The sequence below is a fragment of the Bacteroidales bacterium genome (genome assembly GCA_016707785.1).
In the GTDB taxonomy this organism is placed as follows: Bacteria; Bacteroidota; Bacteroidia; order Bacteroidales; family UBA4417; genus UBA4417.
Map to the genome: position 1 here is coordinate 18,510 of JADJGZ010000008.1, position 24,865 is coordinate 43,374.

25 protein-coding genes are annotated in these 24,865 nt (G+C 38.6%); 9 read left to right on the forward strand and 16 right to left on the reverse strand.

Translation table 11 applies throughout. The features are described from left to right. Window positions 1-89 precede the first annotated feature (89 nt). The 7 genes from rfaE2 to IPH84_06080 all read right to left on the reverse strand — a co-directional run bounded on the left by rfaE2 (window position 90) and on the right by IPH84_06080 (window position 5,150). Window positions 90-590 (reverse strand): D-glycero-beta-D-manno-heptose 1-phosphate adenylyltransferase, encoded by a 501-nt coding sequence (rfaE2, locus tag IPH84_06050; protein MBK7172785.1) that lies wholly within the window; start codon window positions 588-590, stop codon window positions 90-92. Further along, window positions 583-1,599, reverse strand: a complete 1,017-nt coding sequence (locus IPH84_06055) for a flippase-like domain-containing protein (GenBank protein ID MBK7172786.1) — start codon at window positions 1,597-1,599, stop codon at window positions 583-585. Before IPH84_06055 ends, rfaE2 begins: the two co-directional genes overlap by 8 nt. Before the next feature lie 6 nt (window positions 1,600-1,605). Next, on the reverse strand, window positions 1,606-1,953 hold the full coding sequence (locus IPH84_06060) for an aspartate 1-decarboxylase (GenBank protein ID MBK7172787.1): 348 nt from the start codon (window positions 1,951-1,953) through the stop codon (window positions 1,606-1,608). Between the two features lie 104 nt (window positions 1,954-2,057). Beyond that, complete coding sequence (locus tag IPH84_06065) at window positions 2,058-2,903, reverse strand: pantoate--beta-alanine ligase (GenBank protein MBK7172788.1); 846 nt, start codon at window positions 2,901-2,903, stop codon at window positions 2,058-2,060. Window positions 2,904-2,971: 68 nt separating this feature from the next. Next, entirely contained in the window at window positions 2,972-3,493 is a 522-nt protein-coding gene (locus tag IPH84_06070) for a thioredoxin family protein (protein ID MBK7172789.1), read from the reverse strand. 18 nt (window positions 3,494-3,511) lie between these two features. Further along, on the reverse strand, window positions 3,512-4,171 hold the full coding sequence (locus tag IPH84_06075) for a response regulator transcription factor (GenBank protein ID MBK7172790.1): 660 nt from the start codon (window positions 4,169-4,171) through the stop codon (window positions 3,512-3,514). Beyond that, window positions 4,143-5,150 carry a sensor histidine kinase gene (locus IPH84_06080; GenBank protein MBK7172791.1) on the reverse strand — a complete coding sequence of 336 codons (1,008 nt, stop codon included), beginning with the start codon at window positions 5,148-5,150 and terminating at the stop codon, window positions 4,143-4,145. The genes IPH84_06075 and IPH84_06080 overlap by 29 nt, the downstream gene beginning before the upstream one ends. A gap of 345 nt (window positions 5,151-5,495) precedes the next feature. Between IPH84_06080 and IPH84_06085 the strand changes: the two genes are divergently transcribed. From IPH84_06085 to IPH84_06115, 7 genes are all read left to right on the forward strand, one after another. After that, the gene (locus IPH84_06085) at window positions 5,496-6,005 is read left to right on the forward strand and encodes a flavodoxin (GenBank protein MBK7172792.1); all 510 of its coding nucleotides are present in this window, start codon (window positions 5,496-5,498) and stop codon (window positions 6,003-6,005) included. A 256-nt stretch (window positions 6,006-6,261) separates the two neighbouring features. Then, window positions 6,262-6,627 (forward strand): hypothetical protein, encoded by a 366-nt coding sequence (locus tag IPH84_06090; GenBank protein ID MBK7172793.1) that lies wholly within the window; start codon window positions 6,262-6,264, stop codon window positions 6,625-6,627. A gap of 201 nt (window positions 6,628-6,828) precedes the next feature. Next, window positions 6,829-8,130, forward strand: a complete 1,302-nt coding sequence (locus tag IPH84_06095; protein ID MBK7172794.1) for a T9SS type A sorting domain-containing protein — start codon at window positions 6,829-6,831, stop codon at window positions 8,128-8,130. Window positions 8,131-8,166: 36 nt separating this feature from the next. Continuing rightward, window positions 8,167-10,365, forward strand: a complete 2,199-nt coding sequence (locus tag IPH84_06100) for a TonB-dependent receptor (GenBank protein MBK7172795.1) — start codon at window positions 8,167-8,169, stop codon at window positions 10,363-10,365. Next, window positions 10,362-11,366 (forward strand): HmuY family protein, encoded by a 1,005-nt coding sequence (locus tag IPH84_06105; protein MBK7172796.1) that lies wholly within the window; start codon window positions 10,362-10,364, stop codon window positions 11,364-11,366. The genes IPH84_06100 and IPH84_06105 overlap by 4 nt, the downstream gene beginning before the upstream one ends. 95 nt (window positions 11,367-11,461) lie before the next feature. Further along, entirely contained in the window at window positions 11,462-13,294 is a 1,833-nt protein-coding gene (locus IPH84_06110; GenBank protein ID MBK7172797.1) for a M20/M25/M40 family metallo-hydrolase, read from the forward strand. 11 nt (window positions 13,295-13,305) lie between these two features. Further along, window positions 13,306-13,701, forward strand: coding sequence for a GtrA family protein (locus IPH84_06115; protein MBK7172798.1), 396 nt, complete (start codon window positions 13,306-13,308; stop codon window positions 13,699-13,701). Between the two features lie 22 nt (window positions 13,702-13,723). Here the strand turns inward: IPH84_06115 and IPH84_06120 are convergent, their stop codons facing one another. From IPH84_06120 to IPH84_06155, 8 genes are all read right to left on the reverse strand, one after another. Then, window positions 13,724-14,587: a ChaN family lipoprotein gene (locus IPH84_06120; protein MBK7172799.1), complete on the reverse strand. Its 864-nt coding sequence runs from the start codon at window positions 14,585-14,587 to the stop codon at window positions 13,724-13,726. A 34-nt stretch (window positions 14,588-14,621) separates the two neighbouring features. Beyond that, window positions 14,622-15,110, reverse strand: a complete 489-nt coding sequence (locus IPH84_06125) for a cytidine deaminase (GenBank protein ID MBK7172800.1) — start codon at window positions 15,108-15,110, stop codon at window positions 14,622-14,624. A 122-nt stretch (window positions 15,111-15,232) separates the two neighbouring features. After that, entirely contained in the window at window positions 15,233-16,807 is a 1,575-nt protein-coding gene (locus IPH84_06130; protein ID MBK7172801.1) for an O-antigen ligase family protein, read from the reverse strand. Between the two features lie 134 nt (window positions 16,808-16,941). Then, window positions 16,942-18,651 (reverse strand): S41 family peptidase, encoded by a 1,710-nt coding sequence (locus tag IPH84_06135; GenBank protein ID MBK7172802.1) that lies wholly within the window; start codon window positions 18,649-18,651, stop codon window positions 16,942-16,944. 26 nt (window positions 18,652-18,677) lie between these two features. Continuing rightward, window positions 18,678-18,920, reverse strand: a complete 243-nt coding sequence (yidD, locus tag IPH84_06140; GenBank protein ID MBK7172803.1) for a membrane protein insertion efficiency factor YidD — start codon at window positions 18,918-18,920, stop codon at window positions 18,678-18,680. A 110-nt stretch (window positions 18,921-19,030) separates the two neighbouring features. After that, complete coding sequence (locus IPH84_06145; GenBank protein MBK7172804.1) at window positions 19,031-19,462, reverse strand: ribonuclease P protein component; 432 nt, start codon at window positions 19,460-19,462, stop codon at window positions 19,031-19,033. A gap of 256 nt (window positions 19,463-19,718) precedes the next feature. Continuing rightward, window positions 19,719-20,468, reverse strand: a complete 750-nt coding sequence (locus IPH84_06150; GenBank protein MBK7172805.1) for a uroporphyrinogen-III synthase — start codon at window positions 20,466-20,468, stop codon at window positions 19,719-19,721. A gap of 52 nt (window positions 20,469-20,520) precedes the next feature. Further along, a complete protein-coding gene (locus IPH84_06155) occupies window positions 20,521-21,408 on the reverse strand; it encodes a DUF4271 domain-containing protein (GenBank protein MBK7172806.1) in 888 nt (295 codons plus the stop codon). A 233-nt stretch (window positions 21,409-21,641) separates the two neighbouring features. On the opposite strand from IPH84_06155, the gene IPH84_06160 reads away from it, so the two are divergent. Next, entirely contained in the window at window positions 21,642-22,583 is a 942-nt protein-coding gene (locus IPH84_06160) for a 3-hydroxyacyl-CoA dehydrogenase family protein (protein MBK7172807.1), read from the forward strand. A 57-nt stretch (window positions 22,584-22,640) separates the two neighbouring features. Beyond that, window positions 22,641-23,837, forward strand: coding sequence for an acetate kinase (locus IPH84_06165; protein MBK7172808.1), 1,197 nt, complete (start codon window positions 22,641-22,643; stop codon window positions 23,835-23,837). 90 nt (window positions 23,838-23,927) lie between these two features. On the opposite strand, the gene IPH84_06170 is transcribed toward IPH84_06165, so the two are convergent. Next, window positions 23,928-24,671, reverse strand: a complete 744-nt coding sequence (locus IPH84_06170; protein MBK7172809.1) for a YebC/PmpR family DNA-binding transcriptional regulator — start codon at window positions 24,669-24,671, stop codon at window positions 23,928-23,930. Between the last annotated feature and the right edge of the window lie 194 nt (window positions 24,672-24,865).

The following is a 24,865-nucleotide window of genomic DNA, read 5'->3' on the forward strand; positions in this document are numbered from 1 at the left end:
CATTGAAAGAGGCATCAAGCAGGTTCTTGAATATAATATGATATTTGAAATTTGGAATTTGGTCCGCCAGCCGGCGGATGGTTCTTTTATTAGAATTCATTCCTGATTCGCCTCTCAATAGCAGAGGTCGAATAACCATCAATATAATCCAATGTTACGATTTCACCGCCTTTTGAATTCACAACATCATAACCTACAATATCCTCAGGCTTGTAATCGGCTCCTTTAACAAGTACATCAGGGCTAATAGTCTTGATGAGTTCATAGGGGGTGTCTTCACCAAAGTAAACTACTGCATCAACAAAACGCATTGAAGCCAAAGTCATAGCTCTTGACACTTCATCCTGTATAGGCCGGCCGGCACCTTTTAATTTTCTGACGGAATCATCAGTGTTCAAACCGATGATGAGGATATCACCTAATTCTGACGCTTTAGCCAGGTAATCAATGTGACCAAGATGGAGAATATCAAAACACCCATTGGTGAATACAATTTTCTTGCTTTTGAATCTCCAAATGGATAACAATCTCAGGAATGACTCATCCTGACGGCTATATATATTAGCTGTGATGGTTTCTATTTTACCCATTATTTTTCTTTTTAGCCAGAATAGGAAGTAATATTAAAGATAGACTGCCAAGGATGATAACGGTAAGCGTTTGCGAACTCCAGATCAGCCAACCCAGTGCATATCCTTTTGTTGACTCAACTGAATAAAGGAACAAGGTCTCTGCAACAATTGCAGGATAAATCCCTATTCCTCCCTGAACCAGCATGATTCCTATAGTCCCAAATACCAGGGTAGCCAAACCTGCATCAATTCCAAGGTGTGAGGATTCTGGAAAACTGAAGAATACAAAATAAGCCATTAAGAGGTATAGTACCCAAATCGCTAAAGAGTAAAAAACAAATAGCCAGATACGCTTTATTTTGGTTAGCGATTTTATTCCTTCCAGGAATCCAGTAAACAATCCCTTAATTTTAATATAAAACGAATGGTTTACTATCCGTTTCCTGAATATAAGAAATAGGAGGCCAAAAACCGCAAAGAGCGATATAATCAGGATACTGAAGCTCCCCGAAAGATTCATTCCCAGGTGAAACTTCTGTTGAAGTGGAACATAAATCTTCTCATTGATGTAGACCGACAATTTGCCAAATTGCAAGGCAAGGTTCAGGAAAAACAGGAAAATAAACATGAGCAGATCAAGAGCCCGTTCAGTAATGACTGTGCCAAATGATTTGTTAAAAGGGACATTCTCGTACCTGGTCAGGACAGTACAACGGCTTACTTCACCTAAACGGGGTAAGGCCAGGTTGGCAATATACCCGATCATGACCGCAAAAAAAGTATTCATCGTTCCGGGACGGTATCCAAGCGGCTCAATCAGCATTTTCCATCTCAAAGTCCTGAAATAATGTGACAGCACTCCCAAAACGATAGCAAAACCAATCCACCAGTAGTTAGCCTTCCCAAAGGAACTTAAAATCTCAGTTTTTTGCTCAGGGGATAGGTTTCTGAGAAATAGCCAGATAAAGAAAATCCCGATTCCGAAAAATAGTGTGAATCGGGCTATGGCAACCAACTTACTTTTCAAGTGGAATTATCTTTTTTTATTGTTTGAATCTGGAAATACAATAGAAGGCTTGAATTTTTTTGCCTCCTCAAAATCCATATGTGCAAAAGCAGCTATAATTACCAGGTCTCCAGGGTGAGCCTTACGAGCTGCAGCACCATTCAGAGAAATTACTCCGGTGCCCCTTTCGCCTTTAATTACATAAGTCTCGAGGCGTTCTCCATTATTGATATTCACTACCTGGACCTTCTCAAATTCAATCAGGTTGGCAGCTTCCATCAGGTCCTCATCAATCGAAATGGAACCAATATAATTCAAGTTGGCCTGCGTAATAGTAGCCCTATGTATTTTTGATTTTAAGATCTCAATTGTCATGCTGCAAAATTACAAATTATTTCTACTAATTGATCAGTAGTTTATAATGGTCATTATATCAGGGTATTGTGATAAAATTTGTGTAAAATGCTATCGTATTAATCCTAATAAAGCCGGATATTATCAATCAACCGGACTTCCCCAAGATATACTGCAACACATACTACTGCATGCTGAACTTCTTCCCATTCACTGAAAGGCAATAATGTTTCTGCATCAACTACACTCACATACTCAACTTTAAGCTCCGGAAATTGTTCAATTTCTCCGATAATCATCTTCTCCAGGCCTTCAGGAGTAAACCATTGGTGATTTTCCAATGCTTTTAACAATGAACGATAGATTGCAGGTGCTATGTTTCTTTCCGTTTCATTTAGTCGCTGATTTCTTGAACTCATGGCCAGTCCGTCCTCTTCACGAACAGTAGCACAAGGAATGATGATAACCGGAATATTTTGCTGTTTAACCATGTGCTTGATAATGGCCAATTGCTGGAAATCTTTCTCACCAAAATAGGCCTTATCAGGTTGGATGATCTCAAACAATTTTTTTACAACTATACCAACACCCCTGAAATGCCCGGGACGAAATTTTCCTTCCATCACATCTTCTAATCCACCAAACTCCATCTCTGTTAAATCAGGCTCAGGATACATCTCTTCTGCCGAAGGTGCAAATACCATCGTGCATGGAGTATTCCCCAACTTTGCTATGTCTGAATCCAGCGTCCTTGGATACTTTTTTAAATCTTCTGGATTGTTGAACTGAATGGGATTGACGAAGATGCAGACAATTACCTCTAAATTCTCCCTACCAGCCGCTCGCACCAACTCAAGATGCCCTTCATGCAAGGCACCCATAGTTGGCACAAAGCCAATACTCTTGCCGCTTCTCCTGACCTCAGCCAGGTATTTACTAACATCCGCAATGGTATGTAATAATATGTTCATTGGAAAGTCCGTTCCGCATGCAGAACACTCCTTTGAATGAAATGTTCTGATACAGTTTGTTAGATGATTTACTTCTTAGATTTGGAAATAATTTTGAGAATATCCTTTTCCAGGATATCTGAAGGCACTTCCACAATCCTTCCTAATTCACGTTTCTTCTTGTAGAAAATAAAAGTGGGAACCCTCTCAATCTTTAAATCTGATAAACCTTTCACTTCCGCCTTCTTCTGGTGATCTACGCATATCAGGGTAAGGTTCTTTTCATCAAAATGTGCCTGGTCCAGAACTTTATAAAACCTGGGTACCCAATCACGGCTATCACCACACCAGGTCGCCATAACTACCTTGATTTTTATTTTCTTCAATTTCTTTTCCAGTAATTTCATGGTCTCAGCATCTGGAATATAAAGCGGGTATTCTGCCTTGTAAGCTGAATCGAAATTACTTTGAATTGTATTGAAACCACTTCGGTCGCAAATACCAATCAACATTTCATTATTCCTCTTTTCATCAAAAGCTTTCTTGTTCAACTCCTGTGCTGTCAGAAATAGAGGGAATATCAGGATCAAAGTGAAAAGTGCATTTTTCATTATTTGGATTTTTAGTGTTTATAGGTTTACCATATTGTTTCTTATGGCAAATTTTACAAGGTCAACAGATGATTTCAACTCCAGTCGCTGCATAATATGGTTTTTATGCGACTCAACTGTTCGAATACTTATGAATAATTTGTCTGCAATCTCTTGATTAGAAAAACCTTCTGCAAAAAGACGCAATACTTCCAATTCCCGCTTCGATAGCTGATTTTCTTTATTGTTATCGTCTTCAGGCCCCGACTTGGCTTTCTTAATGTAACTCTTGAGAATCACATTGGAGATAGATTCTGCATAATACTCCGATCCCTGGTTGATTGCCCTGATGGCATCAATGAGTTCTTTCCGGGAGGTGTTTTTTGGAAGATATCCTTTTGCCCCTGCATTAATGGCATTGAAAATAAATTCTTCAGAAGTATACATCGAAAGAATTAACACCTGGACAGAAGGATATTGAAAACGGATTTTCCGGGTAAGTTCAATGCCGGATAATCCGGGCATGGCGATGTCAAGTATTGCAACATCAGGAAGAGCTTGCTCTATCAATTGTAAACATTCAGTCGCATCAGAAGCCTCTCCGATAATCTCAAAAAATGATTCACCATTTAATAGGTTGGCTATGCCGGTCCTTACCAATTGATGATCATCAGCCAGGATGATTTTTATTCTTTCCATTTCCTGTTATGTAAGGAATGCTGACTTGCAAAGTTGTTCCAGCATCAGGCTGGCTCCTAATCTCGAACGTGCCATTCAATAAAGAAGCACGTTCCCTGATGTTTTGCAATCCATTCCTGTGTGCAAATCTTACGGGGTCAAAGATAAAACCTTTTCCATTGTCAGAAACAATCAGGCTTACCTCATTTCCGTTTCTTAGCAGTTTGATACTCATGCTGCTGGCCCTGGCATGTTTGATGATGTTTGAAATAGCCTCTTGAGTGATCCTGTATAAATAGGTTTTCGACTTATCATCCAATCGATCTACCGAGCCCGTATTTTCAAATGAAAACAATAACCCGGCTGTTGTGGCCATCTCTTCACACCGTGTTCGCAATGCTGTAATCAATCCAAATTCATTCAATGCAGCCGGCAACAAAGCATTTGTGACTCTGCGAATCTCATCTATGGTCTGATCAATCATTCCTTTCGCTACATCAATGGAGGCTCTCATCTGGGAAGGGGTTAGCTCACCCGCACTTTCAAGCTGCAATTTTACAGCTATCAGCGACTGCCCAATACCGTCATGCAACTCTCTCGAAAGTCGATGCCTTTCTTGATCCTGACCATCAATCACTGACCTTAACCTGCTTATCCTCTCAGCTTTTAACTCCTCTTGCTGTGAATTCATCTGCATCGAGATGTCCTCAAGAGAACCCAGAAATATCCCACATAAATGACTTCTTTTAAAGTTCTTATTTCTAAAGGTCTTTCCTTCCCTCAGCATCAGCAATGCTTGTTCCAGGTCCCTTAACGAATCTGCCACCTTCCTGGTAGCGTATATGACCCATGAACTCCACATAATAAACATTATGAGTAATGGAGTAATGACCGGAAAATTAGGCCCCAATCCAAATACCAGCAAAAAGAATATGCTGAAAAGAAGGGTTGTCGGCAGAACAAAAAGAAATATAATCTGTTTGATAAATCGGTTTTTCATCTTGCAAATGATAATGAATGTCAAAAGTAACCAGATTTGTGATTACATAATATTCCAGTCTTCGGCAATGAATTCAGTAATAAGGACTTTCCCCGGAGAATAGGTCAGCATCATCATGGCATAATGGGATAAAAGATATTGGACGCCCTTTCCAATAATAATAGTGCAAATTTGAATCATTCTATGAAAGGCTTGAAAGTGTGACAAATAGATTAATTTTGCACAAAAATTATTTCAGATATTGAAAGCTCAGTTGCAAGCAGTAATATTGACGGGCTCAGTATCGGGAGAATCAAAACCATATTTAATTAAGAATAACTTTTCATCAAAACTTGTGAATGTATTATGACTAAGATTGGGATTTTTTTTGGAGGTAAAGACAATGCTGGTACAGCTAAAGTGGCAAAACTTATCCATGAACTTTTGGGTAAGGATATTTCTAAAGTACATAATGTGAATGCTTCCAAAGCAACTGATGTGAATAAATATGACTTTCTTGTTCTTGGAACTGCTGCATGGGGTATTGGAGAAATGCATTCTGATTGGGAAAACTTCATTGAAGAATTGTTGGACGCAGACCTGGCAACAAAGAAAATTGCCATTTTTGGCCTCGGAGATCAAAAAATGTACCCGGAAAGTTTTGTGGATGGATTGGGTACCATATTCTGCCGCTTGCCTTTCAAACAGAACGTTGTTGGCTTCACCTCAACAGAAACTTATAAGTTTTACTATTCTACTGCTGAAAAAGACGGAAAATTCGTTGGATTAGCCATCGATAATGATACTCAGTCAGACCTGACTGAAGAACGGGTGAAAAAATGGGTAATGCAGATCAAAAGAGAATTCGGTATTTAATTTACCGAATTACGTTCACACTGATCGTTTTTTCTTCCTGATTAGTCCAGATATTTTTGGATATAGATATGTAATTTATTGTATTACTACTTATTTTCTTCCTTTCTAAAGAACAGGATCAATTTTTAATTATTTGATATTTAATAATATAGAAAAGTTTGGATAATGAATTTTATCAATTATTGAAAAAAAATACATATTTTGATATTTGAATAAAAAAAAATTACAACTTTGAACCTTGTTTTAATCCCTATTTGTGAAACTTAAACTGAAATATTCAGGAAGGCTACAAAGTCATATTTTAATGATTTGGGCTGTTGCTGTATTTTGGATTCACATTGGAAACATTATTAATTTCCATCAGCACCATATCTGGGGAAAACAACTTATCCCTGCTGTTTGTTCATCTAATCGTCAAAAAGAAAAAGCATTTGATCATTCATCAGGTTACCTGAAGCATATTAACCATGATGGTAATTTGATTCAGGGAATCCTGCCCTGCGATGATAGCCTTGGCTATTTGTATTTTTCTTCATCTGTTTTAGGTCAATCGGAGTTTTCCGAACCTCTTGCCAACAATTCCAATCAATCCCATTCTCTTCGAGGGCCTCCTCAGGCATAATTGTCACTTGGCTTAATGCCTGGTTGACATCTCCCGGTTTACAATTGCTCTAAACTTAAAGTTTAACTGCAATTGAAGGCTAAACGGTATTCATATACCTGAAAGCCGCTGTTACCAATAACTTTTACTGCTTTATCTAACGTAATTCCTGTGAATGAAATACCTATTGTATTCATTTGAACAGTCTAAAATAATACAAAAATGAAAAATAAGTCCATCATTTTCTTTAGTGCATTGACAGCACTCTTGCTGAACTCATTTCATGGATCAACCCAATCAGTGGGTCTTATTACTGATACCATCTTAATGGGCCCTTTTTATGGGAAAGAAGTATACTATGACCTATCCAGTGGTTCCGATTGGGCTATCGACCGGAAACAATGGGATATAGCTTTTCAGACCTCTAGAATGAGCGCCAGTATCTTAACCAATGATGCTTCTAATAATAATGCCCTGGGTGTTCTCGGGGTTGAGCTCTTTACTTATGAAAATGCTGATACTACCGGTTGGTCTGCAGTTGATACCACAGGATTATCTACCTGGAAGCTTCTTGTGAATAGTACAACGGATTGGGAAACTGGTGCTTTCTGCCAGAATCAATCAGGTCATCCTGATTATGGATGGGGGAAATATAATGCTGTAACACACGACGTTATTGGAGACTCTATTTATATCATCAAATTACGCGATGGTAGCTTTAAGAAATTGTGGATCATGCGAAAATATTCAAGTGATAACAAATATGCCTTTAAATATGCAAACCTCGATGGTTCCAATGAACAATCAATCATGCTGGATTGCAATCCTTATGCAACAAAGAATTTTGTTGGATTCTCCCTTACCACAGATCAGGTCGTAGACTTCGAACCTGTTGAAAGTGCTGGATGGGATATATTATTCGCAAAATACATGTACACCTATCCTGATGGCGTATTGTATCCTGTTACCGGAGTTTTGAGTAACTATGATATTAAAGTAAACAGGTTCCAGCCTGTTGCTCCCGATTTTCGCATTTTCGATGCAGCTGCAATGGATTCTACCCGCTCTCCGATTGGCTGGGAATGGAAATACCTCGATCCGAGTTTTATCTATCATGTAGAAGATTCCCTTGTACATTTTATTCTCGATAAATCCGGAGATATATACAGACTTGTTTTCAAGGAGTTTGCCGGTAGTTCAACAGGTAGAGTGGTGTTTGAGAAAGAACTGATTTCATTGGCATCTGTTAGTGAACTGACCGGAATTTCATCCAGCCTGGCAGTGTATCCTAACCCTGCATCAGATTATATTAACCTGCTTTTAAACCCGGGTTCTGCATCATCTATAATTCTTAATCTGAAAACAATTAATGGTCAGAGTGTGTGGGAAAAGGAAATGGCCGTTGAAAATCGCTCATTAAATAAACTTCTGATTCCATCAGGTAATCTTCCTAATGGAATTTATATAATTACTATGATAGTCAATGGATATTCCTTGACCAAAAAGGTAATTATTCAACACTAAAAATAGTTCACGTTGTTAGTTAGAATACTAGGGTTAATGGCATTCCTGCTGTCCGGGCTGATCACCACGGCACAGCAGGCTGCCATTGAAGTACGTGATGCAAAAACCCTTGAGCCAATTGCTTTCGCTCATGTTTGTTTCGAGGGAACGATATCTAAAACTCAAAAGCATTTTATTACTGATATTAAGGGTAAAGTACCCAATGAATGCAAGGAGGTCTCTGTCATTGCAATCTCATATGTTGGATTTGAGACGCTGATTGATACTGTTTATCCCCAAAAAAATATTGTAATTGATCTCAAACCTGCTGTCCTTAATATCAGCGAGATTGTTGTAACAGCCCAATTTACCCCGGAACGTGCAGATCGGTCAATCTATAGGGTTAATGTGATCAATAGCCGCCAAATTGAACAAAAAGCAGCCAACAATCTCACAGATCTGCTGGCCGGTGAAAGCAATATGAGAATCTCCCAGGGTGGAGTGCTTGGTTCAAGCCTCAGCATGCAAGGCCTTTCAGGAGAAAATGTCAAATTCCTCATTGATGGGATTCCTGTTATTGGTCGTATGAATGGAAATATCGACCTGAACCAGATGAACCTGTTTAATGTGGATCATGTGGAAATCATTGAAGGGCCGATGTCGGTAGTCTATGGAAGTAATGCCATTGCCGGTGTTGTAAATATCATTACTAAAGAAAATAAAAATGCTCTGCTATCCTCTTCTGTTAATGCATATGTGGAGTCAATAGGGGTATATAACTTCGATGCAGGTTTATCAAAAAAAATAAAGAAACACACATTTTATGTGGATGCTGCCAGGAACTTTTTCCAGGGTTTTTCTGAAATTGATACCACCCGTAATCTGAAATGGAAACCTCGCAGACAATACAACACAGATGGCTATTATTTATTCACCGGGGGGAAATTAAGAATTAAAACCTCTGCACAATACTTTAATGAATTACTACTCGACAAAGGCCCACTGCTTCTGCCTTACTTTGAAAGCGCATTTGATAACCATTTTACTACCGTTAGATATTCAGGGCGTTTGGAAAGTACATATAGCCCCAGGAGGGATCAGCAATGGAGTTTGTCTGCCTCCTATGCTGCCTATAGCCGGATAAAAAACAGGTATCTGAAAGATCTGACTACGTTGGAACAAACTTTGACCCCAAACCCTGATGATCAGGATACTACAGATTTTAATAACATTTTATTCAGAGCGTGGTTCAATAAAAATAATGCAGATAAAATTCTAAATTACCAGGCTGGTGTTGATATCAATGTTGAATCAGGAAGTGGAAAAAGAATTAAAGATCTTACTCAGGAAATCGGTGATTATGCTGCATTCGTAAGCATGAAGATTGATCCGCTCTCTTCACTCTCTTTCCAGCCGGGTGCCAGGTTTATATATAACTCCAAGTATAAAGCACCACTTGTTTATTCCTTGAATCTAAAATGGAATCCTACTCAAAAGTGGGTTTGTCGGGTAACTTATGCCCGTGGATTCAAAGCTCCTGCCTTGAAAGAACTCTATCTCTATTTTGTCGATATCAATCATAATGTGCAAGGCAATGCTGACCTCAAATCGGAATATTCCCATAATATGAATTTTAATATGGGCTATTTCAATGAGTCAAAGTCAAGCTATTTCAGTGCTGAAGCCGGTCTCTTCTATAATAATATTGATAATAATATCGCATTGGCTTCTGTGAATAATGATCTGTATACTTATATAAACATCGGTAAATTTATTTCTCGGGGTGGTCAGGCGAATATTACCTGGAACAATTACCCGGCGCTGAGCGTAAGATTGGGGGCATCCTTAACCGGACAAAAATTCGCGTTCAATAAATCATTCATAGCTGCTGCCGAGGAATATTGGAGTAATGATATCACAACAAATATCTCCTATAAAGTGAGTAAACTTGGAACCACAGCCACACTTTTTTACAAGTATTCCGGTAGAGCTCCTCAGGTAAGTCCTGGAGATGATGAAACAATTGGTGCTTTTTGGGTTGAAAAATACCATATGCTTGACATATCTGTCATCAAATCATTTCTAAAAAACACACTTTCTGTTTCAGCTGGAGGAAAAAACTTATTCAATGTCACAACTATACCCGCCACAGGTTCCGGGGGGAGTGCCCATTCAGGGAGTAGTGATTCCATGAATATCGCTTGGGGTAGAACATGGTTCTTGAAACTCTCCTATAATTTTAATAAATACAAATGACCCGGTTAATACTGATATCAACTGTTATACTGCCACTGCTATTCCTTACAGCTTGCTTTAAAGAGGATGAAAAAGTTACGCCTCACTTGCCGGGAAATACACTAGTCGATACGGTTGAACTTACCAATCTATACAAATACCAGGTTTTTTATGAATTGAATTCAGCTACTTCTGTTGGCTCTTCTCTTCGTAAACAATGGGATATTGCTTTCGAATCTTCACCCGAAGGTTGGCATATCCGACTCAATACAAGTTGTTTTATGTATGCAGCCGCATTTCCAGGACAGGAGTTTGGAATTATGGCTGATACAACAAATGCTTCATGGAAGTTTGATAACTCTAATGGAGATGCCGATTCATTGGCTATCGGTAAGTGGTTTACAGTCAATGGAAATGATACTGTTTCAAATGGGAACTTATTGATCGTTAATAGGGGAATTGACGAGTTGGGGAATGATCGGGGTTACAGGCAGCTTATCATCGATAGCCTTTCCGGTGGAATATTCTACTTCAGGACGGCAAAATTTAATGGTAGCGATCAAAAATCTTACGTTCTGAATAAAGTCCCTGGCTCAAATTATAGCCTTTTTTCTTTTGATACCGGGGTGTCCCCCCTTGAGGAACCACCATCAAATGCCTGGGACCTCATGTTCACTCAATATACTACTTTGCTTTATACTGACCTTGGGGAACCCTATCCTTACCTCGTGACAGGTGTTCTCATGAATCCTGTCAATGTATCAGTGGCAAGGGATACTTCACATACTTTTTCTGAAATAACCATCGAATCCGTTGAAGGTCTCCAATTTTCAAACCAACAGGATTTTATTGGTTACGATTGGAAATACTATGACTTTGATACAGGCTCTTATACAGTCGATTTGAATAAGATATATGTAATCCGCGATAATAAAGGCTTCCTTTATAAACTCCGGTTTCTTGGATTCTATAATAATCTTGGAGAAAAAGGATTTCCTTCCTTCGAATTCCAGAGACTTTAACTCCATTCTTTTTGCACTTATTGCTCATTTCATGGGCTATTTGCCCTTACTCCTTAAAATAATGTAATTTTGCAGCCATTTTAATGTAAACCCTTATGAAAGTTCGCCATATTTCCCTCATTATTATATGCCTGTTTGGCCTGAGTCTTAGCTTGAGTGCGCAATTGCAAAAAAGTGACGCATCAGTGCAGGCATGGCCAACCACAGGCTTCTCACCAGAAATTACAGAATTGGACCTTCACTATGAAATAGGATTTCTGGCTTCTGATTCTTTGAAAGGCCGTCGCCCTGGTATGAATGAAGAAATCGTTGCGGCTCAATATATCCGTGAAATATTTTCAAAAGCTGGGTTGTCATTACCCTTAAATAAAGGTCTCCAGGAGTTTACGATTGTCGCTGATATTTTCCCTGGTCCGCAGAACATCTTCACCTTCGATAATGTCTCTGCAGAACTAAATAAAGACTTTGTTCCACTGTCATTTTCTTCAAATGCTGAAGTTATTGCTTCAGCAGCATTTGCAGGATATGGATTTGATATTGACCTTGATTCATTGAAATGGAACGATTATTTAGGCCTGGATGTCAAAGGGAAATGGGTCGTTATCCTTCGTGGAGACCCTGAGCCTGAGAAATCAAATAGTGCATTTATAGCTTTTGAACAGGAACGATCCAAAGTGCTGACTGCTAAAGATAAAGGTGCTGCCGGTGTATTGCTTGTTACTCCTTCTGATATCGATAAGTCAGATGCATTGATGCATGTTCAATATGACAAAACCCCTTCAGATGCCGGTATTCCTGTGCTTAACATCACCAGGGCCCTGGCTGATAAAATCCTTGGATCAATGAACTACACGGTAGCTGACCTTGAAGCATCAATAAAATCTGATCATAAACCCCTTAGTTTTTATCTTCCAATAACCATAAATGGTAAAACGGATCTTATCCAGAAAAAGGTGCAAACCAATAATGTGATTGGTGTCATAAAAGGAAATGATCCTATCCTGGCCGAAGAGTATATTGTTATTGGAGCTCATTATGATCATCTGGGACTTGGAGGAGAAAACTCTGGTTCCAGGATACCGGATGAAATTGCAGTACACAACGGTGCAGATGATAATGCTTCCGGAACGGCTGGGTTACTGGAACTTGCACAGTGGCTGCAGTCAAAACAAAAAGAACTAAAACGCTCTATCATGTTTGTTGCCTTCGCCGGCGAAGAAATGGGACTATTGGGTTCCAGGGAGTTCATTAAAAATCCACCTGTCGATAAAGGAAAAATGATCGCTATGATAAATATGGATATGATCGGCCGGTTAAACCCTGTTTCAAAAACGATTAGTGTAGGAGGGACCGGAACATCTGTTGAAAGTGATACAATCATAGCCACTCTCTCTGCTAACAGATCTTTTGTTGTGAATCGCTCTCCGGATGGATATGGACCTTCAGATCATGCTTCTTTCTATAGTGAAAATATCCCGGTCTTCTATTTTACTACTGGGGCACATGAAGACTACCACACTCCATCTGATGACCTTGAAAAGCTGGATTTAAAAGGACAGGTAGCGATCCTTGAAATGATTGCTGACCTGGCAGAACTACTGTCAGTAAAACCAGAACGCTTGACTTTTAAAGAGGCTGGAACAAAACAGGCTGCCCGTTATGGACGCAATATGAAAGTTACCCTTGGAATCATACCGGATATGGTTTCAAGTGATAATAACGGTTTAAGGGTAGATGGTACACGTAAAGGCGGCCCTGCAGAAAAAGCCGGGATTCTCAAAGGTGACGTGATTATTGCTCTCGATGGGCAAACTGTTACCAATATCTATGATTATATGTCACGCCTGGGTAAAATAAAACCTGGCCAGGTCGCTGGCGTGGAAATACTTAGAAATGGGAAAAAGGAAATCTTAATCGTTCAATTTTAATTTGATATCTGATGTTTAGATTTCTGACGGAAGAATTAATTATAAAATTTTTAAAGTTTGGAGCAGTTGGAGCTACAGGGGTAGTCGTTGATTTCGGTTTTACCTATGTGAGCAAGGAGATATTGAAAATCCAGAAATATGTAGCAAATGCTATCGGGTTCACTATTGCCGCCACTACTAACTATTTCCTCAACAGGTGGTGGACATTCCATAGTAATAATCCTGACATCGGAATAGAATACTCCCGCTTCCTTTTTATATCAATTCTGGGATTGGGTATCAATACTTTCGTAATCTGGCTCCTGGTAAGCAGATATAACAGAAATTTTTACCTGTCAAAGCTTTTTGCAATAGGTGTAGTTACTATTTGGAATTTTATCCTGAACCTGATCTTTACTTTTGCCTGATAATTCACAAAATAGCAGTCGGTTAATAAGTCCGTGACATCGCCTCAGGAATAACAATAATGTAATCTCCTTTCCCTTCCTGGTCTTCTGAAAGTTTTACCGGATCTGGCTGTTCAACGGTCGAAATGGTAAGAATTCTGAGTGTTGGTGCGGATTTCTTAAGATACCAGACAATACCTTCATAATTATCACTGTGATAGGTGCCGTTAAAATGCAGAAAAGTACTACCTGCTGTCCAATTGCGAAGTATTGATTGCGCCATTGTAGCATCCTTTAAAGCTTGCGCCATGGTAATAGTCTGAGAAACATGCTCTGATTCCCCCATCTCCTTGAGCATATTTTTATAACAACCTAATTCAGGATCAAAGGCTATCGGGCGATCAGCAATCAACCGATATGCTTCCTGATCCAGGTTGTCTAATGCTTCAAAACCAGATTTATTTACCATCGAAGCATACCTCCTGGGTACATTGGTTGCAATAAAATGCAGACTGCTGTCCTTCGCAAAGTTTAACAAAGGCTTATAGTCTGTCTTGTAATTTGGCCAGAGTTTAACTTCAGTTTCAAAGTTTTTTTCTTTAATACTTCCTGACAAATATTCGTTGATAAGCAACTGGTTATCTGTTTCGAACATCTCAGCTCCCAGGATTAGCTTTTTCCCTTTTAATTGATAAAGATCTTTGGTTAATTCAAGTTGTAACCAATGACAGATGGATACATTGTGCAGTTCGCCGAACATCACAATATCTGCCTTAGCTGCCTCTTCTATAAGTGTTTGATAGGATGTCGGTTTACCCTTATCATTAAATAAACAATAGGCCGGCTTGTCCGATTTCATGGAAATTAGAAACAGTGATAATAAGGTAATAATCAAGATGCTTTTCATAATCGTTTGGATTTGAATAAGAATAAATGGTCACCTATTTCTTTAATTGATTTCCTTCAAACATGAGGGGTAGGAAATTGTTCACTCCTTCAACAATCCAGGTGATACTGTTACTACCCTGTAAAATAGTCCGTATGGGTTTTCCTGAAAGGTTTTCATATTCTGCCATTACCTGTCGGCAACCTCCACAAGGTGTTACAGGATGTTCAAGGCTAAATACTTCGGTCTTTGCTACTACAGCAATAGTTTCTATTGCTATCCCCGGAAATTGGCTGGAGGCTGCAAAAATGGCAACTCTCTCTGCACATAAACCAGAAGGATAAGCAGAATTCTCCTGGTTATTCCCTGTGAAAATTGTGCCATTTTCCAAACGTAACGCTGCACCTACAAAGAACCTGGAATAAGGGGCATAAGCCTGCTCTGCCGCTTCCCAAGCCATTTTTATGAGAATACGGTCTGATTCGGTTAACTCTTCATTGGAAGAGAACTCAGTATAGGCAACACTAAAAGTTCGTTGTATCATTTTCTGTAATTATGCAGTAAAGATAAAGGAATCTGTGTACAATAAGTAAATCAGCCGCGAATAGCAATAGCTGCACAAATACGAATTATCAGGGTTAAGAACTGATCGTTCCCGCATATGGACTAAGACTTGCTTTGCCCGGTTTCTTTCACATCCGGTTTCCTCCAACCAAATAATAATAATGAGGTCAGGAAAGCGTAAAAGGTAACTCCCTCCTGGGTTTCAAGAGTATCTTCCGTAAAAATGGAAATAAAAAATATGCACCAGAAAATCAGGTAAAAGTATGGTTGATAGGTTTTTACCTTTATCATAGGATAAAACAGAACAAACAAAAACCAAATTAAACCAAAAACTCCAAAAGCAACTGTTATTGAAAGGAATTGGTTGTGCGACCTTAATCTGAATTGTTGGTCCAGCATTGAATTGGCCTGCCGGTAGTAGTTTTTGAATGCTTCAGGCACATCACCTGTGCCTACACCAAAGAGTGGATGCTGTTTAATAATCTGTAACGATGACCGCCAGTACTCTATCCTTTGAATAAGGGAGCTTGAATTAGGATTATTATGATACCTGTAATTATCCCATCCGGTAAGCAAATTCTCAATCTGAGGCCTGATTTGGAACCACTGTCGCGATTTGGAATTTGTGAGTCCGGCTTCTATATTCCTGATATCCTGCCTGCTTAATTGGGCAATGCCAATAGAGTCTTTTCGAAGTTGCTTGGATGCCAGATACCTGATTAAGGTGTACCGAATATACTGCTGCTTACTGTCCAAACTGTCAATAGATACAGAACTTCTTTCCAACCACGATTTTCTTAATTCCTTGTCACAAATGTACAAACCTGTATAGCTGCCATTTTCTACCTTGAAGTTAACAGTATCATGATAGTATGAATTTCCATTGGGCGTATATAACTCCAGTTTGGTAAAATCAACAGCCTCTGTGCTTCTGAATTCTCTTGCTATCTTCAAAAAGTATAAGCCGGGGACAAGTATTAATGATAAGCCACTAACAAACAGAAGCAACTTTATACTGAGCCTGCTGGCTTTAAACGCAAAGTATAAGGCCATAAGAAAACTCATGATCAGGAATATCGCAATACCTGTTGAATACTTCAGGTAGAACATAATAAACAGGAACCAGAATGCCGTTAGAATAAATAATATCCGCTGCCATCGTACGAAAATATCTTTAAAATGTGCATAATAAAACAGGATAAAAATTGCAAATACTGCATTTAAACTAAACCTGATATGAGAAATATGCGCATTCATAGCCCGTGGATCAGCAACAGGTAATTGAATGAAAAGAATAAGCCTGTATAAGGTCCCTCCAAATAAGGCCGCAATATATCCCAGGAAAATCCAGAAAATCGTTCGTCTATCGAGGGCTGGACCTGTCGAGAAAAAAAGTGGCATTAATAAAAGGGGAAGCTTAGTCCTGAGATCCTTCATTGCATAGCTAAAATCAGATGTATAGAACAATCCGATAACATGCAGAAATAGCAGCGACGTCACTACCATCGCTGTTTTATTTCGAAAGAACAGACTGAATTTCTCGATCAGAGAAAGGAAAATAGAACGAAAAAATCCTTCTAAAAGCCTGACTATTCTTAAAGGATGGGATTTCTTTCCATTGAGGTATTCCGATAAATAACTGATGTCTGATTGATGAAGCAGCCAGAATCCTAACATCAGGAATTGGCTTAGACTAGTAGTGTATTTAGAAAGTGGAATTGAAGACAGAAGTAAGACAATCGAAATGTGGTAACACTTTGTATTCCAATAGTTAAACTCTGTCTTAAAATCCTTCATGAATGAAAATACTTTTACGATTTTTTCCCTGAAGATGCTTTGGTAGCCTTCTGAACACTTCCATCCAAAATACCTGAATATGTCTGCGAATCATTTAGAACATCAATGGCCTTGGCAATATCAGGATCAATGGAAAGTGATGATTCGATTCTTCCTTTTTGATAGTAATACCGGCTGATTACTTCTAATTGCAATAGTTCAAGAATCTCGTTCTTGTTTTCAATCATGTCTTTCTTCTTATGTTCAGTAATACCACTTTCGAGTGATTCAAAACTGGTTTTTAGCTCAGTCATGCACCCTTCTATCTCTGCAGCTTTCTTTAACTTTATAAGTTCACTCTCTATTGGGGTAGTGAACTCAAATCCTTTGGATTCAACAAATGCAGTAAACTCTTCATAGTCTTTGTCAGTGAGCTTAAATGCTGAAGCAGGTAAAATGGTGCCATGATTTTTGGCATATAGCGTGGCAAAATCAAAAACCATGTATTTCGTAACGAGATTATAAGCTATGGTGCTGAATCTAACAGAATCAGTGTCAACATCAGGGGAAACACCTTTACCGTCAAAAACTGTTCTGCCTCCTTTGGTTTTATAAGCAGTAATTAATGAATCTGGAATATGTTCAGCATGCCCGTCACGTTCATGTTTTGAATAATCAATGGCTTGAATGCACCGTCCTGAAGGTATATAATACTTAGCCACTGTTATCTTTACCTGGGTATTATAACTTAGTGGATACACATTCTGAACTAAACCCTTGCCAAAAGTGCGACGGCCAACAATAACTGCACGATCCAGATCCTGTAATGCGCCTGCAACTATTTCTGAAGCTGAAGCACTTGATCCGTTTACTAAGACTACCAATGGCATGTTTTCTTCAACGGGTTCCATGCTGGTTTTATAAGTCTTGTTTTTATCAACCTGTTTCCCCTTTGTACTAACAACAGTTTCTCCTTTGTTAACAAACAAGTTAACAAGATTAACGGCTTCAGTAAGCAATCCTCCGCCGTTATCACGTAAATCAAGGATTAAGGTTTCCATTGCATGATTCGTCTTCAGGTCTGTCAGTGCCTTCTTTACATCTCCTGAGCAGTTTTGAGTGAAACTGGTCAATTTGATATAGCCAACTTTTTGATTTAACATTCCATAATAGGGAACTGATTCAATTACTATTTTTTCCCTCAGGATTTCAAAAGTAAGCGGTTTATTCTCCCCTTCCCTTTGAACCAACAACTTGAGCGATGTCCCGGGCTGTCCTTTTAGAATTGTACTAACATCATCAACTGATTTTCCAGTGGTGCTCTTGTCATTAATTTTCAATATTTTGTCACCAGCTTTTAAGCCTGACTTTTGAGCAGGTGATTTCTCATAAGGCTCTGAAATTATAATAAATTCACCCTGCTTGTGGATGAGTGATCCAATACCTCCATACTCTCCCGTGGTCATAAACCGGTAATCTTCAATTTCTGCCTCAGGAATATAATTAGTGTATGGATCCAGTGACCCCAGCATAGCATCAATCCCTGTCTTAACCAATTCTGATGCATTTAACTCATCTACATAGTTACTGTTGATTTCTTTGTATAATGTGGCGAAAATGTCCAGGTTCTTGGAAATCTCAAAATTCTGAGAAGTTTGTGCCGAAACAGATTGAAAAATAGTGAACAAACCGATCAATAGTAGACCGATGTAGCGATTCGAAGTGTTTCTTATTTTAGTAGTCATAGTCTTTTAATTTTTAGTCTGGGTTATTAAGGTACCGGATCATAACCACTCCCTCCCCAAGGATGACAAGAGGAAATTCGCTTCAGGGTCAACCACCCACCTTTAAATGGGCCATGTTTACTGATCGCTTCAATACCATAGGCAGAACAACTGGGAGTGTATCGGCAGGATGGAGGTAAATAGGGTGATATACCCCCCTGGTAAATTCTGATGAGTATAATCAGAAATTTACTTAGTACTTTTTTAAGGGTGATATAAACTATTTTCATCTCAGAAAAGTTTCTGTTCCTGTGTTCTGATATTCAACAATTCTGCTGTCTACTGTGTTCGATAACGATAAAATTCAAAGGTTTATTTTCAGAGCGAAAGTATTTATTTGTCAATCCTTTCCTTCAATATTTCTGCTCTTACTTTCTTTCTCTGTTATCAATTCAAGTTTGCTAATAATTTGTTCCAGTGCTCGATTTACCTCCAGAAATGAAATGACCTTTTTCCCGGTATAAATAATCGCTAAACTCAAACCAGATTTGGACTCTTCAACAGGAGTATGAATCCGATATTTTAATCTGCGATACGATTCCCTGACCAGTCGTTTCATACGGTTACGATCTGCCGAAAGCCTGATATACTTTTTGGGAATCGATATTAAAACCTTCGGTCCGGGCTCTTCCGGTTGCTCTTCAATATGGTAAAGTACTTTGAAAGGATTTGCATAGAAAACACTACCATTCTCAAAAAGACTGTCTATGGCCTTCTTGCTGCATAATTTTTCAGTCTTTCTGAATGTTTCCCTGGTTCTTTTCTCTTCCATATAGCCCTAATGCCGCAAAGGTAATAAACAATGTCTAGACCTGTCAGTTAAGCTGGATCCAATTCTGGATTTTGAACTGCTTTTCCGGGGGCTTTCCCCCCCCTTTTTCACCCCACCGGGGGGGAGGAGAAATCAAAAGTTCAGGAATTAGTCATTTAGAAATCAATGGTAGAAATTTCAAATTGATTATCAATATGCATGAACAAAAAAAAACTGCCTTATTTGAAAGGCAGTTTTCAAATACTATTTGTTGGAGTTATTTTTTGTTGTTCTTAATCAGATACTGGTCTATTGCCATAGTCATGGATGGAGCAGATGCACTTGGAGCAGGGATGTTAACTACTAGGCCGGCATCAGTTGCTGCCTGTGCTGTGGTTGAACCAAAGGCACCTATGAGTTTGTCACCTTGCTGGAAATCAGGCCAGTTATAGAATAATGATCTGATACCTTGAGGACTGAAGAAAACTATCATATCAAAAGAATTGATATCAACCAGATCCTTCATCTCTGCAGGAAGGGTGCGATACATGATAGCTTCTGTAAATTGAACCTTAATGGATTCGAAAAGATTTGGTAATTCTTTGTTATGACTGTCAGAACAAGGAATCAGAAATTTCTCGGTCTTATGCTTCTTTACAACGTCCATCATCTGCTGCACATCCGGAGCATGAAAGATCTTTCTCTTACGGAATTGAACATACTTCTGCAAATAGAAAGCAATGGATTCCGACATGCAAAAGTATTTCATTGTTTCTGGAACATCAACCCTTACTTCTTTTGAGATCCTGAAAAATTGATCAACAGCATGCTTACTATTGAAAACAATAGCAGTATATTCATTGATATAAATTCTTTCATCACGGAATTCTCGTATAGTAACACCTTCAATCTTGAAGAACTTATGGAATTCGATATGAACCCCATGTTTCTTAATGATTTCACCATAAGGAGATTTTTCAATCTCGGCCGGTACGGGTTGAGAAATTAGTATGTTCTTGATTTTCAAAACTTTCTGGTTTTATTTCTGTGCAAATCATTGAATATCAAAAACAGGCTTTTCATAAGTGCCTGATGATTTTTACCACGATTAACAAGGGTAAAATTTCGAGGGTGCAAAGGTATAAAATTAAATGGAATATGGAAAATTTTGAATTGGAGAATCCGATAAGAATACTTCTTATAAATCTATAGCTCAATAAAATGGTCAGAAGAGCAAATGCTATCCAAAATAAGGGCAAATCTTTCCAGTAAAAAATCAGAAGTAAAAATGGGAAAATGACTAAGCCTAAGGTATGGTTGAAAATTAATGTATTAAGCCGGTATGCATGTGCATGCTCCCAGGTTTTGAAAATGGATCCAGTTGCTCTGATAACTAATCCTTTCAAAATAACATAAGCTACTACGATAGTTAAAATGAACAGATAGAAAACATAACTTGGGAATTGATCAGGTACATATCCATAAATTACAGAAAACTTATAGATCATTAATGATATCGATGTTAGGAAAATAAAACCTAAACCAAGCGTAATTCTCTCATTATAAAGATTTCCCTCACGCTCAAGTTGATTAACATAATAAGGTAAGGCTACTGATCGGAAAATCTGTGTGAGTCGCTTCGAATGATTAGTCTGGATCCATGCAAGTATCAATAAACAAACAAAAACCAATCCCGTAACCCAATCAATCGAAGGCTGGTGTATCGGTTTCGGACCATGGCTGACGGGCTGAAGTTGATGACTGCTGAAAATGGAAGGGACGGGCTTGAGTTCTAATGATCGAACTGAAGGAGTTTGATAATCATATATGCTAAAATTACCATATTGTTTTATTACCTGCTTCGAATAGCCGGCCGACTGATTCGTAATAGGTACACTTGCCTTAAAAAAACCGACAGTATCACTGATAAGTGGATAAGGTTTAAATCTTGGCAAGTGGTCATTCATAAGGAACAATTCTGAAATGCAAAAATAAGGATTTCAACTGCTAAATTTTCAGTAGCTATTCTTTGTTATCAGATAAGGCTGAGATTCACAAAAAATGATATTATTATGACTTCCTGAGATAAATAAAATTATACCTTTGCAAAAACATGTAGCTAAAGTATAAGTACTTGATATACAATAATAAAGCATGATTTTTATCATGCATTTACTCCGAAAATTAATAAAATATTGCAATGGCAGAAATTGTAGCAAAACTTGAAGATTTCACCTTAAGCAAAGAAGTCCGTAAAAGTGGATCTCTGCAAAAGGTAGGCATCATTGGATGCGGTTCAATGGGTCAGGAGATAGCGAAAACTATCAGCCAACATGGATTCGATGTTGTGATCCTTGATCTGGACCAGGATAAGGTTAATGATGGAATTCTTGGCATCACCCGTCTTATTGATGATGAAATCCGCCGTTGGGGTATGACTCAGGGTGAAAAAAGATTGATTCTTTCCAGGATTAAAGGCTCTATTGAATATAGCTCCCTGGCTGATTGTGACTTGATTCTTGAAGCAATTAATTCTCGCAAACCTGGAACCAGTCTTGAAATTAGGAAGGAAATTTTTAGAAAAGCTGAAAGTGTGATTAGAAGAGATACCATTCTTACTTCTAATACTGCCACACTCATGATTTCAGATCTCGCTTCTGGTCTTCAATATCCCGACAGGGCTGTGGGTCTTCATTTTCTTGCTCCTACTGATAAGGTGAAGGTCCTTGAAGTTGTTAGGAGTGCCAAAACTTCTGATGACGTATATGAACAAGCTTGCCGTTTCGTAAGAATGTTAGAGAAGAAACCTATCCGTTTGATGGAATCTCCGGGGAATATTAGTACCCGTATGATTATCGTTGTCATAAATGAGGCCTGTGAAATGCTTATGGAAGGTATCGCTTCGGCGCATGACATTGATGAATTGATGAGAACAAGTCTTGGCCATCAGTTTGGACCTTTCGAACTTGCTGACAGAATTGGATTGGATAAACTTCAAAAATGGATGGACAACCTGTTTGCTGAATTCGGTGAACATGGGTATAAAGCATCTCCCGTCATAAAAAGGCTCGTTAGGGCAAATTACCTGGGAAAGCCTATGGACAAGGCTTCTATAAGTATGATGAAAACGGGAAAATTGTAGGTAATACAATCACTTGTCCTGAATTTAAATAATTTGATCCTGAAAAAAATAGAAACAATGAAACTAATCGTATTAAACTGTGGAAGTTCTTCTATTAAATATCAGCTTTTTGATATGCCTACTGCTGAGGTACTTGCAAAAGGTTTGGTGGATAAGATTGGACTGAAGGGAGCTTCCATTAAACATAGTAAAGATGAGACAGTGCTTAAACTTGAAGGTGAAATACTAGACCACCAGGCCGGTATTGAACACGTTCTTGCAATTTTGACTCATCCTGAATACGGCTCCCTGAGCAGTCTGGAGGAACTAGGAGCTGTAGGTCATCGTGTCGTCCACGCAGGAGAAAAATACAATGGCTCAGTTGCGGTGACAAAAGAGGTAATTCAAGCATTGGAAGAATGTGTCGATTTAGCTCCACTGCACAATCCTCCTAATCTTGAAGGTATTTACGCCATCACAAAATTACTTCCTGATGTACCCCAGGTGGGTGTATTTGACACAGCTTTTCACCAGACTATGCCAGAACATGCTTTTCTTTATGGTATCCCTTACTCATTGTATGAAAAGTACAAAGTCAGGCGTTATGGCTTTCATGGTTCCAGTCATCGATTCGTTTCCCGACGTGCAGCAGAAATTCTGGGAAAATCATTACATGACCTGAGAATTATCAGTTGTCACCTGGGTAATGGTGCTTCTATTGCAGCTATCAGTGGTGGAAAATCAGTGGATACAAGCATGGGTATGACTCCGGTTGAAGGATTGGTCATGGGAACTCGTTCCGGTGATGTTGATGCAGGAGCGGTTCTATATATTGCTGATAAGGAAGAAACAAGTATCCCTTTTACAAATACATTATTAAACAAACATAGTGGAATGCTTGGTTTATCTGGTGTATCCAGCGATATGCGCGATATAGAAACAGCCGCAGCCGAAGGAAACCACAGAGCCAAAGTAGCACTTGATATATATCATTACCGCATTAAAAAATATATTGGGTCATATGCAGCTGCAATGGGTGGTGTTGATCTCGTAATTTTTACAGGTGGTGTTGGCGAAAATGGATGGGAAACCCGTCAGGAGTGTTGCAGTGGACTTGAATTTATGGGTATGCAACTGGATATTGAGAAAAATACAAAGATGAGAGGTAAAGAAATGGTAATAAGTAAAGAAGATTCCAAAGTTATTATTATGGTTGTTCCTACAAATGAGGAATTAGTCATAGCTCAGGATACTTATGAAATTGTTACTGCATAATATGTTTACTTTCTTTATATTGATGTAATATTCCGAAAAAAAAGGCTGCAACTCAAAATTGCAGCCTTTTTTTTCTCTCTTAAGTTTATTTTAATCAAGTGATTCCATCAATTCATCAGTAATTTCCATATTGTGATACACAGCCTGAATGTCATCATCCTCTTCAAAGAATTCAATGAGACGCATAACCTTTTTTGATGATTCCAGGTCAAGCTTGGTTGTGTCTTTTGGGATACGTTGCAATTTTGCACTTTCTGGTTCAATTCCCATCTCTTCCAGTTTTTTCATCATGGCACCGAAATCTTCCATAGCCGTTGTTATTATGAAAAAATCTTCCTCTAACTGAATATCCTCAGCCCCGGCATCTATAACAGCCATTTCAAATTCATCGAGGTCAAGACTCCCCTGGGGTACAGTGAAAATGCCCTTCCTGTCAAAAATAAAACTCAGTGAACCATTTGTTCCAAGAGTTCCACCAAATTTGTTAAAATACGACCTAACATTGGAAATGGTTCTTTGTGTATTGTCAGTTGTGGCTTCAATGAAAATTGCAATTCCACCATTGGCATATCCTTCATAAGTAGATTCTGCATATGAGGCAGAATCCTTATCAGAGCCCTTGGAAATAGCTCGCTGAATATTGTCCTTGGGCATACTGGCCCCTTTAGCATTTGCAATGGCAAGACGTAATCTCGGATTACCATCCGGATCAGCACCACTCTCTTTTACTGCTACTGTAATTTCTTTAATGATCTTTGAAAAGATCTTGGAACGCTTTGCATCAAGAGCTCCTTTTTTTCGTTTAATAGTCGACCATTTATTATGTCCTGACATATGCTTGTTAGTTGATTATTGTGAACCTTTTTCTTTAATCATATCCAGCACAAAAAATGAAGAATATCGGCAAAGTTAACATTTAGAACTGAAACAAAAAAGCTGCCCCCATAGGAGCAGCTTACCAGTCAACAACCACCAAATTATTGTAAGTGTTTCTTCAAATTCTTAGGCTAAACAGATTGCTTTTCTTT

Bases quoted from the DNA above. Each gene is read 5' to 3' on its own strand.
- IPH84_06125 (MBK7172800.1), bottom strand. From the start codon at position 15,110: ATGATACAACGAACTTTTAGTGTTGCCTATACTGAGTTCTCTTCCAAT.
- IPH84_06060 (MBK7172787.1), bottom strand. From the start codon at position 1,953: ATGACAATTGAGATCTTAAAATCAAAAATACATAGGGCTACTATTACG.
- IPH84_06105 (MBK7172796.1), top strand. From the start codon at position 10,362: ATGACCCGGTTAATACTGATATCAACTGTTATACTGCCACTGCTATTC.
- IPH84_06120 (MBK7172799.1), bottom strand. From the start codon at position 14,587: ATGAAAAGCATCTTGATTATTACCTTATTATCACTGTTTCTAATTTCC.
- IPH84_06070 (MBK7172789.1), bottom strand. From the start codon at position 3,493: ATGAAAAATGCACTTTTCACTTTGATCCTGATATTCCCTCTATTTCTG.
- IPH84_06130 (MBK7172801.1), bottom strand. From the start codon at position 16,807: ATGTTAGGATTCTGGCTGCTTCATCAATCAGACATCAGTTATTTATCG.
- IPH84_06145 (MBK7172804.1), bottom strand. From the start codon at position 19,462: ATGGAAGAGAAAAGAACCAGGGAAACATTCAGAAAGACTGAAAAATTA.
- rfaE2 (MBK7172785.1), bottom strand. From the start codon at position 590: ATGGGTAAAATAGAAACCATCACAGCTAATATATATAGCCGTCAGGAT.
- IPH84_06110 (MBK7172797.1), top strand. From the start codon at position 11,462: ATGAAAGTTCGCCATATTTCCCTCATTATTATATGCCTGTTTGGCCTG.
- IPH84_06135 (MBK7172802.1), bottom strand. From the start codon at position 18,651: ATGACTACTAAAATAAGAAACACTTCGAATCGCTACATCGGTCTACTA.
- IPH84_06170 (MBK7172809.1), bottom strand. From the start codon at position 24,671: ATGTCAGGACATAATAAATGGTCGACTATTAAACGAAAAAAAGGAGCT.
- IPH84_06160 (MBK7172807.1), top strand. From the start codon at position 21,642: ATGGCAGAAATTGTAGCAAAACTTGAAGATTTCACCTTAAGCAAAGAA.
- IPH84_06095 (MBK7172794.1), top strand. From the start codon at position 6,829: ATGAAAAATAAGTCCATCATTTTCTTTAGTGCATTGACAGCACTCTTG.
- IPH84_06115 (MBK7172798.1), top strand. From the start codon at position 13,306: ATGTTTAGATTTCTGACGGAAGAATTAATTATAAAATTTTTAAAGTTT.
- IPH84_06100 (MBK7172795.1), top strand. From the start codon at position 8,167: ATGGCATTCCTGCTGTCCGGGCTGATCACCACGGCACAGCAGGCTGCC.
- IPH84_06075 (MBK7172790.1), bottom strand. From the start codon at position 4,171: ATGGAAAGAATAAAAATCATCCTGGCTGATGATCATCAATTGGTAAGG.
- yidD (MBK7172803.1), bottom strand. From the start codon at position 18,920: ATGAAAATAGTTTATATCACCCTTAAAAAAGTACTAAGTAAATTTCTG.
- IPH84_06065 (MBK7172788.1), bottom strand. From the start codon at position 2,903: ATGAACATATTATTACATACCATTGCGGATGTTAGTAAATACCTGGCT.
- IPH84_06085 (MBK7172792.1), top strand. From the start codon at position 5,496: ATGACTAAGATTGGGATTTTTTTTGGAGGTAAAGACAATGCTGGTACA.
- IPH84_06155 (MBK7172806.1), bottom strand. From the start codon at position 21,408: ATGAATGACCACTTGCCAAGATTTAAACCTTATCCACTTATCAGTGAT.
- IPH84_06165 (MBK7172808.1), top strand. From the start codon at position 22,641: ATGAAACTAATCGTATTAAACTGTGGAAGTTCTTCTATTAAATATCAG.
- IPH84_06080 (MBK7172791.1), bottom strand. From the start codon at position 5,150: ATGAAAAACCGATTTATCAAACAGATTATATTTCTTTTTGTTCTGCCG.